Raw genomic sequence first — 13,272 nt, 5'->3', positions numbered from 1 at the left:
CATGCTCCCTCGTGCCAGCCGTCTGAGCCTGCCCACCCAGGCGTGAATTGAATTAGCCAGATGGCTCTGATAAAAACGACTCCAAATGGAGTCGTTTTTTTATACCTGCCATTCCGGTATCGAGTCGTGGCATTAGCGGATTCGGAGCAGATAGGCAGAAACGGCAAGGGTGCGACAGAGACGAGGAACAGACCATGAAAGGCATCTTGTTACGCTGGCTGGCTCGCTACGATGGCTGGTGCGAGGAGTGGGGACTCACACCGGAGAACCGGCGCTGCTGCGTGCCGGTGCGCCGCGAGCAGGATGACGCGCCGCAGGCGGAGCAGCAGGACGAGTCGGAATCGCTCACTGGAAATTGCGGGTCACGGCACCAGTGACGCTGTTGTAGTCGAAGGAGAGGCCAGCCGGATAGGCAGGAAAGCGGCCAATGGAGTCGCGCAGGGTATAGCGGCAGTTGCTGTGCGGCTCCCCATCCGCATCTACCTGGTTGGCAGGCAGTTCGCTGGACAGGTAGTCGGCGTTGAGCTGGATTTCGGGATCTTGATCGACCGAGGCGACGGTATAGCTGCTGTCCAGCAGCCCCTGAAACAGCAGGCGGCAGTCTGACTGGTTGCTCACCGAGATGTAGTCACCCTGACCTGCGACATAGGGCTCATCTATCCCCTTGCGACCTTGATCTTCGTCGGTGCCAGCGGGCCAGCCATAGCGGTTGATGTCGAGATTGCGCTGCCCCATGCTGCCGAGATTGTAGAGCGCCTGATCCTGCGCCTTGACCGCCCAGCCGGCATGGGCCAGCTGCACCGCGCTGGCGAAGCTGGTGGCCGTGGTGGCCACTGTACTCTTGAGCGCATCATCCTTGAGATTGATGAAACGGGGCAGGGCGGTGACGGCCAGGATCCCCAGCACTATGATGACCAGCACCAGTTCTATCAGGGTAAAGCCGTGGCTTGTGCGTTTCATCATGATATGGACCCATTAATTACGACAAACAGGTGAGAGCGACATGCAACTGATCGACACCCATTGCCATCTCGATTTTCCGGTCTTCGATCCCGATCGGGCGGCGCTGCTGGCCGAGTGCCGCCAGCTGGGGGTGAGCGAGTATATCATCCCCGCCGTGGGAGAGGAAAACTGGGGCCGGGTGATGGCGCTGGCGGCAGAGCACGACGGTATTTCCTATGCCCTGGGTGTGCACCCTTGGTATGTGGGGAGGCAAACTCCGGCGGTATTGACCCGGTTGCGGCGACTGCTGGCCGAGCGTCCACACGGGCTGGTGGCGGTGGGGGAGTGCGGGCTGGACCTGCGCTCCCATGTGCCGCAGGAGGGGCAACTCGAGATGTTCGAGGCCCAGATCGCGCTGGCCATGGAGCATGAGCTGCCCCTTATTGTCCATTCGGTACGCGCCAACGACACGGTGGCCAAGATCCTCAGGCGCCTGCGTCCGGCCAGAGGGGGCGTCATCCACGCCTTCAGTGGTTCTCTGCAGCAGGCAGAGGCGTTCTGGCAACTGGGATTTCGGCTCGGTATCGGCGGGGTCATCAGCTTCGAGCGGGCCAACAAGACCCGGGAGGCGGTGCGCGACATGCCGCTGGAATCCTTGCTGCTGGAAACAGACGCCCCCGACATGCCACTGCAGGGTCAGCAGGGGATGCCCAACACCCCCGCCAACCTGCCGAAGATTGCGCAACTGCTGGCCGATTTGCGGCAACAACCGCTGGCCCATGTTGCCTCGGTGTTACGTGAATCCACTTTGCACGCTTTCCCACTGGGTAAGTCACAAATTAACAGCTGATTAACTATTGATAGCGACATGATAAAAAACGGGGTAAGTAAAAATCGTTTGCGGTCTAGTTTGACGACCCCTAGCGCATTTCATGCTTATAAAATGTGACCAGCATTCTACTTTGTCGCACCGTAATTAGTATAATGCGCACCCTTGATTGATGGCTTTGAGATACAAGTTGTTAACAAGCTGGAAGGTGCTACTAAAGAGGAAGTGTTAATAATGAATTTGATAATGGGTCTGGTAGGGATGGCAACGCTCGTCCTTATCGCGGTGCTGTTCTCCAGTAATCGCAAAGCAATAAAAATTCGCACCGTTGCCGGTGCCTTTGCAATTCAAGCTGGACTGGGTGCATTCGTGCTGTACGTCCCGGTTGGTCGAGATATTCTGGTGGGTGTATCTGATGCCGTTTCCAGCGTCATCGGTTATGGCCAAAACGGTATCGAATTCCTGTTCGGTGGTCTGGTCAGCAACAAGATGTTCGAAGTATTCGGTGGCGGCGGCTTTATCTTCGCCTTCCGCGTATTGCCGGTCATCATCTTCTTCTCCTCGCTGATCGCCGTTCTTTATTATCTGGGCATCATGCAGTGGGTCATCAAACTGCTGGGTGGTGGCCTGCAAAAAGTACTGGGCACTTCCCGTACCGAATCCCTCTCCGCCACTGCCAACATCTTCGTGGGTCAGACTGAAGCCCCGCTGGTGGTGCGTCCCTTCATCTCCAAGATGACTGACTCCGAGCTGTTTGCCGTCATGTGTGGTGGTCTGGCCTCCGTTGCCGGTTCCGTACTGGCTGGCTATGCCTCCATGGGCGTCAAGATGGAATACCTGATCGCCGCCTCCTTCATGGCTGCTCCGGGTGGTCTGCTGTTCGCCAAGCTGCTGGTGCCGGAAACCGAGACCCCGAGCTACGACGAGAACAATGCCGATGGCGAGCTGGAAGACAAGCCTGCCAACGTGATCGATGCCGCTGCCGCCGGTGCTTCTGCCGGTCTGCAACTGGCCCTGAACGTCGGTGCCATGCTGCTGGCCTTCATCGGCCTGATCGCCATGATCAACGGCATCTTCTCCGGTGTGGGTGGCTGGTTCGGTTATCCGCAGCTCTCCCTGGAACTGCTGCTGGGCTGGATCTTCTCCCCGCTGGCCTTCCTGATCGGGGTGCCCTGGAGCGAAGCCATCGTGGCCGGTTCTTTCATCGGTCAGAAACTGGTGGTCAACGAGTTCGTGGCCTACCTGAACTTTGCCCCGTATCTGAAAGATGAAGTGCTGATCAATGGCGTGGCCATGTCCGACCACACCAAGGCCATCATTTCCTTCGCCCTGTGCGGCTTCGCCAACCTGTCCTCCGTCGCCATCCTGCTGGGTGGTCTGGGCTCCATGGCACCGAACCGTCGCGGCACCATTGCCAAATTTGGTCTGAAAGCCGTACTGGCTGGCTCTCTGTCCAACCTGATGTCTGCGACCATCGCAGGCTTCTTCCTGGCGCTGTCCGGCATGTAGTATCGCCTGACTGTCAGGGTAAAGACGAACGCCACAGCGAGAAGCTGTGGCGTTCGCGTTTGGGGCGGTGACAACCGTTTTCCTTTCTAAACTAATAATAAAATGAGTCAAATCGGAGGTTATATGAATGAAGTGCTACTGGCGATGGCGGCCGGCTTTATCGTTGGCTTGTTGTTTTCTTTCCTCAAATTGCCGATCCCGGCTCCGCCCGTATTGTCCGGAGTAATGGGGATCGTCGGAGTCTATCTGGGGGGCTTGGCATACTCCTGGATACTCACTCGCTTCTTCTCTTAACGCACTTTTCAGTACCGGATTTGCCAGATGTGAGGTACCTCTGAAAATGGCAAATCCGGCTTGCAAACAAGGGGTATCTCGGCTGAAATAGGCATTGCCAGCAGGGTGCTGGCATTGACTAATGCCCGATGAGATCGGGTGTTGGCGGTCAAATGGAATTGATTGGGAAGTCGGGTCAGACCTTGTCTGCCTTTCTCAAGTCTTCATGGAACCAAGTCCGCACTTTTGTAAGAAAGTGACAGGGCTCTTGCCTTATTTGCAGCCTCATTGCCCGTGCAATTGCGCTGCAATTCCATTCCCGTTTCTTTGGGAGTCGTGTCTTGCCGGTTGCGTTGCGACAGGCAGACCCATGCCCTGGAATCCGGACTAAATCGAGACTTTGGAGAACAGAATGACTGATCTGAAACTGGCCGCCCAGCGCGCCCTGAACCTGATGGACCTGACCACTCTGAACGATGACGACACCGATCAGAAGGTGATCGACCTGTGCCGCAAGGCCAAGTCACCGGCCGGTTTGACCGCCGCCGTCTGCATCTATCCCCGTTTCATCCCCATCGCTCGCAAGACCCTGCGTGAAATCGGCGCCGCCGACGTGCGCATTGCGACCGTGACCAACTTCCCGCACGGCAACGATGACATCGAGATCGCCGTAGCCGAAACCCGCGCTGCCGTGGCCTACGGTGCCGACGAAGTGGACGTGGTGTTCCCGTACCGCGCCTTTATGGCCGGCAATGAACAGGTCGGCTTCGATCTGGTCAAAGCCTGTAAGGAAGCCTGTGGTGCCAACGTACTGCTGAAAGTGATCATCGAAACCGGTGAACTGAAAGAAGAGGCGCTGATCCGCCGCGCTTCCGAAATCTCCATCGATGCCGGTGCCGACTTCATCAAGACCTCCACCGGCAAGGTGCCGGTCAATGCGACCCCGGAAGCGGCGCGCATCATGATGGAAGTGATCAAGGCCAAGAACCCGAAAGTCGGCTTCAAGCCGGCCGGTGGCGTGAAAGATGCCGCCGTGGCGGGTCAGTACCTGGCCATGGCCGAAGAGATCCTGGGCAAAGACTGGGTATCCGCCCGCACCTTCCGCTTTGGTGCCTCCAGCCTGCTGGCCAGCCTGCTGGCCACACTGGGGCATGGCGACAAGCCGGCCAACACCAGCGGTTACTAATAGGTCGATGAGAGGGCGGACCTGGTCCGCCCTGTTTCGCCCCCACCATGCGGTGTGCGGGCAAGGATTCAGGCTTGTGTAACGCCAGCAATGGCGGAGGGAATGAAAGATGTTTTTGCCTCAAGAAATTATTCGCAAGAAGCGCAACGGTGAAGCGCTCAGTACCCAAGAGATTCAATTCTTCGTTCAGGGCATTACCAACAACACCATCGGCGAGGGCCAGATTGCGGCGCTGGCGATGGCGGTCTACTTCAAAGACATGACCATGGATGAGCGGGTTGCCCTGACCTGCGCCATGCGCGACTCCGGCATGGTACTGACTTGGGACCACCTCAATCTGGGTGGTCCGATCGTCGACAAACACTCCACCGGCGGTGTGGGTGATGTCGTCTCCCTGATGCTCGGCCCGATGGTTGCCGCCTGCGGCGGTTTCGTGCCGATGATCTCCGGCCGTGGCCTGGGCCACACCGGTGGTACCCTCGACAAGCTGGATGCCATTCCGGGCTACCAGACCTCGGTTGACAACGATCGTTTCCTGAAAGTGGTGAAAGAGGCGGGTGTCGCCATCATCGGTCAGACCGGCGATCTCGCCCCGGCCGACAAGCGTATCTATGCAGTACGTGACATCACTGCCACCGTCGAATCCATCGCCATGATCACCGGCTCCATCCTCTCCAAGAAGCTCGCCTCCGGGCTCGAAGCGCTGGTGATGGATGTGAAAGTGGGCTCCGGTGCCTTCATGCCGACCTTTGAAGCTTCCGAAGAGCTGGCCAAGAGCATAGTCGCGGTGGCCAACGGTGCCGGCTGCCGCACTTCAGCACTCTTGACCGACATGAACCAGGTGCTGGCCTCCAGCGCCGGCAACGCGGTGGAAGTGCGCGAAGCGGTGCGCTACCTGACCGGTGAATACCGCAACCCGCGCATCCATGCCGTCACCATGGCGCTGTGTGCCGAGATGCTGATCTCCGCCGGCCTGGCCAGCGATGACGGCGAGGCCCGCCGCAAACTGCAGGCGGTGCTGGACAACGGCAAGGCGGCCGAGATCTTCGGTCGCATGGTGACCGGCCTGGGTGGCCCGAGCGACTTCATGGAACGCTACGATCACCACCTGCCGAAAGCCGCCATCGTGCGCCCCGTCTATGCCGCCAACAGCGGTTTCGTGACCGCCATGGACACCCGTGAACTGGGTCTGGCCGTGGTCGCCATGGGCGGTGGCCGTCGCGCTGCCGGTGACAAACTTGATTATGCGGTCGGTCTGACCGACTTTATCCGCCTGGGTCAAAGCGTCGAGGCAGACAAGCCGCTCGCCCTGATCCACGCTCAAACTGAAGAGCAATTCGCTCAGGCTGCCAGCATGGTGCAGGCCGCCGTCAAGATCGGTGACACCCGACCAGAGGCGCTGCCCGAGGTCTACCGTCGCATCGGTCTGGCTGATTTGTAACAAGGGGAAGTCCCATGAAACGTACCTTTATTCTGATGATGGACTCTTTCGGTATTGGCGCTGCCGCCGACGCCGACAAGTTCGGAGATGTGGGCGCCAATACCCTTGGCCATATCGCCAAGGCCTGCGCCGCCGGTGAGATCGAAGGCCGTGGCGCCCTCAATCTGCCGAACCTCAGCAAGCTGGGTCTGGGTCACGCGGGCGAACTCGCCAGCGGCACCTTCCCGGCGGGCCTGAACAAGGACATCGACGTGGTCGGCGCCTACGGCTTTGCCCAGGAGCTCTCCTCCGGCAAGGACACCCCATCCGGTCACTGGGAGATCGCCGGTGTGCCCGTGCTGTTCGAGTGGGGTTACTTCCATGACCACCACAACAGCTTCCCGCAGGAGCTGCTGGACGCCATCGTCGAGAAGGCCGGTCTGCCAGGATATCTGGGCAACTGCCACGCCTCCGGTACCCAGGTGCTGGATGATCTGGGCGAAGAGCACATGCGCACCGGCAAGCCGATCCTCTACACCTCGGCCGACTCCGTGTTCCAGATCGCCTGCCACGAAGAGACCTACGGCCTCGAGAAGCTCTATGAGCTGTGCCACATCGTGCGCGAGCTGCTGGAGCCCTACAACATCGGCCGCGTCATCGCGCGTCCGTTTGTAGGCAGCGGCAAGGGTAACTTCAAGCGCACCGGCAACCGCCACGACTACTCCGTGCTGCCGCCGGCACCGACCGTGTTGGACTACATGAAGGAAGCGGGTGGCCAGGTGGTTTCCATCGGCAAGATCGCCGACATCTATGCCCAGCAGGGCATCACCAAGCAGGTGAAGGGGACCGGTCTGACCGAACTGTGGGATCGTACTCTGGAAGAGGTGAAAGCGGCCGGTGACCAGACCATCGTCTTCACCAACTTCGTCGACTTCGACTCCTCCTACGGTCACCGTCGCGATGTGAAGGGCTATGCCGATGCGCTGGAGTATTTCGACTCCCGCCTGCCGGAGCTGTTCGAGTTGCTGGAAGATGGTGACGTGGTGGTGCTGACTGCCGACCACGGCTGCGATCCGACCTGGGGTGGTACCGATCACACCCGCGAGTACATCCCGGTGCTGTTTTACGGCAAGCCGGTCAAGGCCGGCTCTGTCGGTCGTCGCGAGACGTTCGCCGACATCGGCCAGAGCATCGCGGCGTACCACGGCCTGCCCAAACTGGCATACGGTACCAGCTTCCTGTAATTTACCCGCCCGCCGCCTCGGCGGCGGGCAACCAATAAAGACAATAAAACTCAACCTAGTGTGAAGGAATCAAGAGAATGGCAACTCCTCATATCAATGCGAAAGATGGCGCCTTTGCTGATACCGTGCTGATGCCGGGCGACCCCCTGCGCGCCAAGTACATCGCCGAGACTTTCCTGGAGAACGTCGAGCAGGTGTGCGACGTGCGCAACATGTTCGGTTTCACCGGCACCTACAAGGGTCGTCGCATCTCCATCATGGGTCACGGCATGGGTATCCCGTCCTGCTCCATCTATGCAAAAGAGCTGATCACCGATTACGGCGTGAAGACCCTGATCCGTGTCGGTTCCTGCGGTGCCGTGCGTGAAGACGTGAAACTGCGTGACGTGGTGATCGGCATGGGTGCCTGCACCGACTCCAAAGTGAACCGTCTGCGCTTCAAGGATCACGACTTCGCCGCCATCGCCGACTTCGATCTGGTTGCCAATGCCGTACAGGCCGCCAAGAACAAGGGCGTCGCCGTGCGCGTGGGCAACATCTTCTCCGCCGACCTGTTCTACACCCCGGACCCCTCCATGTTCGACGTCATGGAAAAGTACGGCATCCTGGGTGTCGAGATGGAAGCCGCCGGCATCTACGGTGTGGCTGCAGAGTACGGTGCCAAGGCACTGACCATCTGCACCGTCTCCGACCATATCCGTACCGGTGAGCAGACCACCTCCGAAGAGCGTCAGCTGACCTTCAACGACATGATCGAAATCGCGCTGGATTCCGTCCTGCTGGGCGACAACTAATCCCCTTCGCGCATGAATAATGACAACGGCGGCCCTCGGGCCGCCGTTTTGCATTTCAAGGATGGCAGCTCAGAGGTCGAGGGCGAAGCGCCCCTTGCCGGCCTGCTTGGCTTGGTACATGGCGCTGTCGGCCCGGTGCAGCAGATCGTCGATGTGGCAATACTGGCCCGAGTGACAGAGCGCACCGCCGATGCTGCCGGCGAGGGGCAACAGGTGGCCGGCCACGTCGGCCGGCACTGCCATGGCCGCCAGCAGCCGCTCGCACAGGGCGGGCAGCTCCAGCTCTGGCTGGCGCAGGGCCGGCAGTATGATGGTGAACTCGTCGCCAGCCAGGCGCGCCACCATGTCGCCGGGGCGGACCTCGGCACTCAGCACGCTGGCGAAGCGCTGCAACAGGGAGTCGCCGACGTGATGGCCGAGCTGATCATTGATCCGCTTGAAGCCGTCGAGATCGAGAAACAGCAGGCCCAGGGTCTCGGCATTCTGGCGCACCCGCTCCAGCTCCCGGGAGAGGCGCAGGGTGAAGGCGCGCCGATTGGGCAGGCCGGTGAGGGGGTCGTGGGCCGCTTCATGCTCCAGCTGGTTCTGCAGCGCCTTGAACTCGGTGATGTCGCTGCCAAGGATGTAGACCCCCGGCTCATCGCCCCGGCTCGGGATCATGGTGATCCTCAGATCGCGCGGGCCGATGGGCAGCTCGAAACGGTTCTCGAAGCTCACCTGCTCGCCGGCGAGGGCCCGCTCCAGATGGGCGATGGCCCGGCCGTAAGCCGCGTCGCCGATCACCTCCCGCACGCTCATCTCCCGCATCCGCTCGGCATCGAGCCCGAAGTAGCGACAGTAGGCCTGGTTGGCGAACAGATAGCGCCCCTCGGGTGAGACCATGCTGATGGTGACCGGCAGGCCGTCGGTGATGGCCCGCAGTCTGGCCCGCCCGCGCTCAATCTCGGCCAGCACCTGGCGGCGAGCCGTGATGTCGTGCAAAAACAGGGCGATGCGCACCTTGCCGTCGAACTGGTAGCGCTCGGCAATCACCTCCACCGGGATGCGCCGGCCGTCGTGGGTGCCGATCTCGCACTCCAGACGGTGCGCTGCACTCTGGGGATGGGTCAGCTGGGCCAGCAGGGGGTGAGCGCTGCCAAGCAGGGTGGGCAAGGTACGCCCCAGCATCTCTTCGGGATGCCAGCCCAGCAGGGTGGTGGAGGCCGGATTCCAGCCGGTGATGACCAGCGCTTCGTCGAGTTCGAGGAAGGCGTTGCTGGTGTGTTCCAGCATGTGCTGCAGGCGGCGCTGCTCCTGCCACAGGCGCTGCTGCATGGCGCCGCGCTCCTGCATTTCGCGATGCAGCTGCTCCACCGTGCTCGACAGCTCGCGGGTGCGCTCACGGACCTGCCGCTCGAGCCCCTGCTGCAGTTGCAGCAGCTCGGCTTCGGCCTGCTTGCGTTCGGTGAGATCGGCGAACACGGCGATCAGGTGCGGCGCCATGGTGCGGCTATGGCACAGGGTCACGCTGAGCTGGACCCAGCACTGGCTGCCGTCGGCCCGGATCATCCGCTTCTCCAGCCGGTAGTCATGCTGTTGCCCCGTGAGCAAGGCGTTGAACAGGGGCAGCTCGCGCTGCAGATCCTCGGGATGGGTCATGGTGTGCCAGGTGCGGCTCAGCATCGCCTGCTCGCTGTAGCCGAGCAGCCGCTCCAGCCCCGGGTTGGCCCGCAGCCACTTGCCTTCGAGGGAGGAGAGGGCCATGCCCACCGACGACTGGTTGAAGGTGAGGGTGAACAGGTGATCCTTGTCCTCCAGCACCTGATTGAGGCTGCGCACCTGATGGCGCCGCTCCAGATCGTGCAGGGTGTTCTCCACCAGGCGGCCGAAGTCATCGAGATCGCGGCAGGCCTCCTGGTCGAGGTGGCGCGGGGCATGATCCACCAGACAGAGGGTGCCGAGCACCACGCCATCCAGCGCCCGCAGTGGGCGGCCGGCATAGAAGACCACGTGCGGTTCCTCGGTCACCAGCGGGTTGTCGGCAAACCGCGGGTCGAGCCTGGCATCCGGCACCTGCATGATGTCGGGACGCAGGATGGCGTGGCCGCAAAAGGAGTGCTCCCGGCTGATCTCGCACAGGGCGACGCCGGTGCGGGCAAGAAACCACTGCCGGTTCACGTCGGTCAGCGAGACCATGGCGATGGGCAGCGAGAAATGGCGGGTAATGAGCCGGGTCAGGCGATCCAGCTGATCGATGGGCTCGCGGTCAAGCAGGCCGAGGATGCGGAGTCGTTCCAGTCGACTCTCTTCATCCAGCGGCAGAGAGGGGGCAATCATACAGCGCTCCTGCTGGTGGCATTGCCAGTTTCGGGTCGGGGGGATCGCGCCGCCTTATTGCGGCTCGACCGGTTTGCTTTTCTTCTTGTGCTTGCGCACCCGCATGTAGTTGCGACGTATCCCGTAGGAGATGAGCAACCCGGCCAGCAGGGCGACCAGCAGCATCAGCCGCTGCTTCTCCTGTACCACCTTGAGCCGGGTATCCTTGTCCGCCAGCATCTGCTGCTCTTCCAGCGTAATGCGCAGATACCCCAGGGTCTGCTCCCCATCCAGGATCTCCTGCACGAACTGGATGCGGCCCTTGCCCTGTTCCGGTACCGACTTGTTGCTGTCGCCGATGGGCAGCAGGCTGTCCAGCGGCACCGCATTGTCCGACTGGGCGAGGGGGATGCCGCGGGCATCGTAGAGGGTGACGTCGAGGATCTCGGGCTCGGCAGCCAGATCCTGGGCCAGCCGCTCCAGCTCGCTGTTTTTGTCCTCCTTGAGCCAGCGCTTCATGTCGCGGGCGGCGTAGGCCACCAGCGCCTGGGCCCGGTTGCGTGCCTCGCTGTGCAGCGAAGCCTGGCTCTCACCCTGCATGTGGATGAGTACCGCGAGTACCCAGAGCCCGAGCAGGACGCCGGCACCGAGACTGAGCACACGTTTGATGGGGAGATGACGCAAGCGTTGAGCCTTTTGCTGACAAGGGGTGGCGGGATCTTGGCGCTTGCCTGTACAAAAAGCAATACGCTACTCTGGGCCAGCATTGTTAACCCCATGATCACCAAGGAAGGCGTTATCCCTATGTTGTTGTCCCAATTGCCCGCAGAGATTTCAGAATGGCCCGAGTGCCTGTCCGGCGCCCCCTGGTGGGAGGCGACGCCGCAGGCGCTGCTGCCTGCTGCCAGTGCGCTGGATGGTGGCTGGCTGGTGCTGTTCGGGCGCGCGCTGGCTGGTCATCATCTCGGGCGGCTGGCTGGGCTGCTGGCGCAGCACCAGTTGCAGGCCAGGCTCTATCCGCCCGCCATGCCGGCCGGGGTGCCTCTGCTGCTGCTGGGCACGGATCGCTTCTCACCCGCTCTGGTACAGGCGCTCAAGGATGAGGAGTGGGACATCGATCTGTGTCATCTGCCAGCCCTGCCTAGCCTGGCGGAGCCCGGTTTGCTGGTGATGGACATGGACTCCACCGCCATCCGCATCGAGTGCATCGACGAGATTGCCCGGTTGGCCGGGGTCGGCGAGCAGGTGGCGGCGGTCACGGCAGCCGCCATGCAGGGCCAGCTGGAGTTTGCCGACAGTCTGCGGGCCAGGGTCGCCCTGCTGGAAGGGGCGCCGGTCACCCTTCTCGACCAGGTGGCGGACAACATGCCCTGGATGCCGGGCCTGCCGTTGATGGTCGATACCCTCAAACAGGCTGGCTGGAAGGTGGCGATCGCCTCCGGTGGCTTCACCCGTTTTGCCGGCCAGTTGCAGCGGGAGCTGGGGCTGGACGCCATCTTCGCCAACGAGCTGGCGGTGGCGGGGCAACAGCTGACCGGCAAGGTGAGCGGGCGCATCGTCGATGCCGCCGTCAAGGCAGAGGTCTTGCTGCAGCTGGCGCAGGAGTACGGCATCGCCGCTGGCCAGACCGTGGCCGTCGGCGATGGCGCCAACGATCTCAAGATGATGGGGGTGGCCGGGCTCGGCATCGCCATTCACGCCAAGCCGCTGGTGCGGGCCCAAGCGGCGGCCACCCTCAATCACCACGATCTGGAAGGGGTGATCTGCCTGCTCGGTGCGCTGGCCTGCCGCCAGCAGCGCTGGGATCGCCGCTAGTCCCGACGCCTCGGCAAGGTCCTTGGTCCACGTCACGGAGGACGTAGTCTAGAAATGGAACTGTTACAGCAATCCCTGTTTATTGCCTGCGGCGCACATAGGCTGCACGTGCGCCACATTCAGCCGCGGGTCGCGGTACATGGCGAGCCGATCCTGATGGTGCACGGCGCCATCGAGAACGGTCGCATCTTCTACACCGAATCGGGCAAGGGGCTGGCCTGCTTTCTGGCCCGCAACGGCTATCAGGTCTATGTTGCCGACCTGCGGGGACGGGGGCTGAGCACGCCGGCCATCGCCGAGCAGGCCGAACATGGCCAGCATGAGCTCATCACCGAGGATCTGCCGGCCCTGCACCGCTGGATTGCCGGCCGCCATGCCGGCTTCAAGCTGCACTGGATGGCCCACTCCTGGGGCGGTGTCATCATGGCGTCGACCCTGGTGCGCTTCCCCGAGTTGGCGGAGCAGGTGGCCAGCCTGGTGTTCTTTGGCACCAAGCGCGGCGTGTCGGTACAAAATCCGGAGCGCTGGCTCAAGGTGGATCTGATCTGGAACCGGCTGGCCCCCTGGCTGGCCAGGCGCAACGGCTTTCTGGCCGCACGCAGTCTGAAGATCGGGGCGGACGACGAGCCGCTGCGTTACCTGCAGGAGACCATCCCCTGGGTCAAGTGCGGCCCTTGGCAGGATCCCAGCGACGGGTTCGCCTATGACGAGGCGGCCGCCAGGGTCAACTGGCCACCGCTCTGGATGATTTCGGCCAAGGCGGACAAGGTGCTGGGTCACCCGACCGACGTGCGCCGTTTCAGCGCCGAGATGGGCTCGGCTGCGCGTCATACCCGCCTCGGCCGGGACAACGGCAATCGGCTCGATTACGACCATATCAACATGTTGACTGCCCCGCAGGCGCAGGAAGATCACTTCCCGCAGATCCTGGAATGGTTGCTCAATCCGCAGGCGGCCTGACAAAG

At 61.9% G+C, this 13,272-nt stretch carries 13 protein-coding genes; 10 read left to right on the top strand and 3 right to left on the bottom strand.

All coding sequences use genetic code 11. From position 1 onward, the window contains the following. The first annotated feature begins 194 nt into the window (after positions 1 to 194). Complete coding sequence (locus tag ACPDZI_RS18415) at positions 195 to 377, top strand: DUF5363 family protein (protein WP_076361830.1); 183 nt, start codon at positions 195 to 197, stop codon at positions 375 to 377. On the opposite strand, the gene tppF is transcribed toward ACPDZI_RS18415, so the two are convergent. Beyond that, the gene (gene tppF, locus ACPDZI_RS18410) at positions 346 to 963 is read right to left on the bottom strand and encodes a type IVa pilus pseudopilin TppF (protein WP_011707416.1); all 618 of its coding nucleotides are present in this window, start codon (positions 961 to 963) and stop codon (positions 346 to 348) included. The genes ACPDZI_RS18415 and tppF overlap by 32 nt on opposite strands. A gap of 40 nt (positions 964 to 1,003) precedes the next feature. On the opposite strand from tppF, the gene ACPDZI_RS18405 reads away from it, so the two are divergent. The 7 genes from ACPDZI_RS18405 to deoD all read left to right on the top strand — a co-directional run bounded on the left by ACPDZI_RS18405 (position 1,004) and on the right by deoD (position 8,197). Then, a complete protein-coding gene (locus tag ACPDZI_RS18405) occupies positions 1,004 to 1,792 on the top strand; it encodes a TatD family hydrolase (protein ID WP_438833592.1) in 789 nt (262 codons plus the stop codon). 213 nt (positions 1,793 to 2,005) lie between these two features. Beyond that, a complete protein-coding gene (locus tag ACPDZI_RS18400) occupies positions 2,006 to 3,280 on the top strand; it encodes a NupC/NupG family nucleoside CNT transporter (protein WP_016351990.1) in 1,275 nt (424 codons plus the stop codon). Positions 3,281 to 3,403: 123 nt separating this feature from the next. Beyond that, positions 3,404 to 3,574, top strand: coding sequence for a XapX domain-containing protein (locus ACPDZI_RS18395; protein ID WP_005305103.1), 171 nt, complete (start codon positions 3,404 to 3,406; stop codon positions 3,572 to 3,574). A gap of 391 nt (positions 3,575 to 3,965) precedes the next feature. Then, positions 3,966 to 4,739, top strand: coding sequence for a deoxyribose-phosphate aldolase (gene deoC, locus ACPDZI_RS18390; RefSeq protein ID WP_019838916.1), 774 nt, complete (start codon positions 3,966 to 3,968; stop codon positions 4,737 to 4,739). A 109-nt stretch (positions 4,740 to 4,848) separates the two neighbouring features. Continuing rightward, positions 4,849 to 6,180 carry a thymidine phosphorylase gene (gene deoA / locus ACPDZI_RS18385; RefSeq protein WP_011707412.1) on the top strand — a complete coding sequence of 444 codons (1,332 nt, stop codon included), beginning with the start codon at positions 4,849 to 4,851 and terminating at the stop codon, positions 6,178 to 6,180. A gap of 14 nt (positions 6,181 to 6,194) precedes the next feature. Further along, positions 6,195 to 7,403 carry a phosphopentomutase gene (locus tag ACPDZI_RS18380; protein WP_011707411.1) on the top strand — a complete coding sequence of 403 codons (1,209 nt, stop codon included), beginning with the start codon at positions 6,195 to 6,197 and terminating at the stop codon, positions 7,401 to 7,403. Positions 7,404 to 7,480: 77 nt separating this feature from the next. Next, a complete protein-coding gene (deoD, locus tag ACPDZI_RS18375; RefSeq protein ID WP_011707410.1) occupies positions 7,481 to 8,197 on the top strand; it encodes a purine-nucleoside phosphorylase in 717 nt (238 codons plus the stop codon). Positions 8,198 to 8,266: 69 nt separating this feature from the next. Here deoD and ACPDZI_RS18370 read toward each other — a convergent pair whose 3' ends face one another. Next, positions 8,267 to 10,513, bottom strand: a complete 2,247-nt coding sequence (locus ACPDZI_RS18370) for a PAS domain S-box protein (protein WP_438833591.1) — start codon at positions 10,511 to 10,513, stop codon at positions 8,267 to 8,269. 54 nt (positions 10,514 to 10,567) lie between these two features. Continuing rightward, entirely contained in the window at positions 10,568 to 11,176 is a 609-nt protein-coding gene (locus ACPDZI_RS18365; RefSeq protein WP_016351986.1) for an AhpA/YtjB family protein, read from the bottom strand. Positions 11,177 to 11,296: 120 nt separating this feature from the next. On the opposite strand from ACPDZI_RS18365, the gene serB reads away from it, so the two are divergent. Both serB and ACPDZI_RS18355 read left to right on the top strand, forming a co-directional pair. Next, positions 11,297 to 12,307, top strand: a complete 1,011-nt coding sequence (gene serB / locus ACPDZI_RS18360; protein WP_336988229.1) for a phosphoserine phosphatase SerB — start codon at positions 11,297 to 11,299, stop codon at positions 12,305 to 12,307. A gap of 54 nt (positions 12,308 to 12,361) precedes the next feature. Then, the gene (locus ACPDZI_RS18355; protein ID WP_336988228.1) at positions 12,362 to 13,267 is read left to right on the top strand and encodes an alpha/beta fold hydrolase; all 906 of its coding nucleotides are present in this window, start codon (positions 12,362 to 12,364) and stop codon (positions 13,265 to 13,267) included. Positions 13,268 to 13,272 lie beyond the last annotated feature (5 nt).

The sequence above is a fragment of the Aeromonas oralensis genome, from assembly GCF_049665575.1.
GTDB lineage: Bacteria > Pseudomonadota > Gammaproteobacteria > Enterobacterales > Aeromonadaceae > Aeromonas > Aeromonas hydrophila.
The sequence above is the reverse complement of the archived record's forward strand: the minus strand, read 5'-3'. Positions and strand labels throughout refer to the sequence as shown.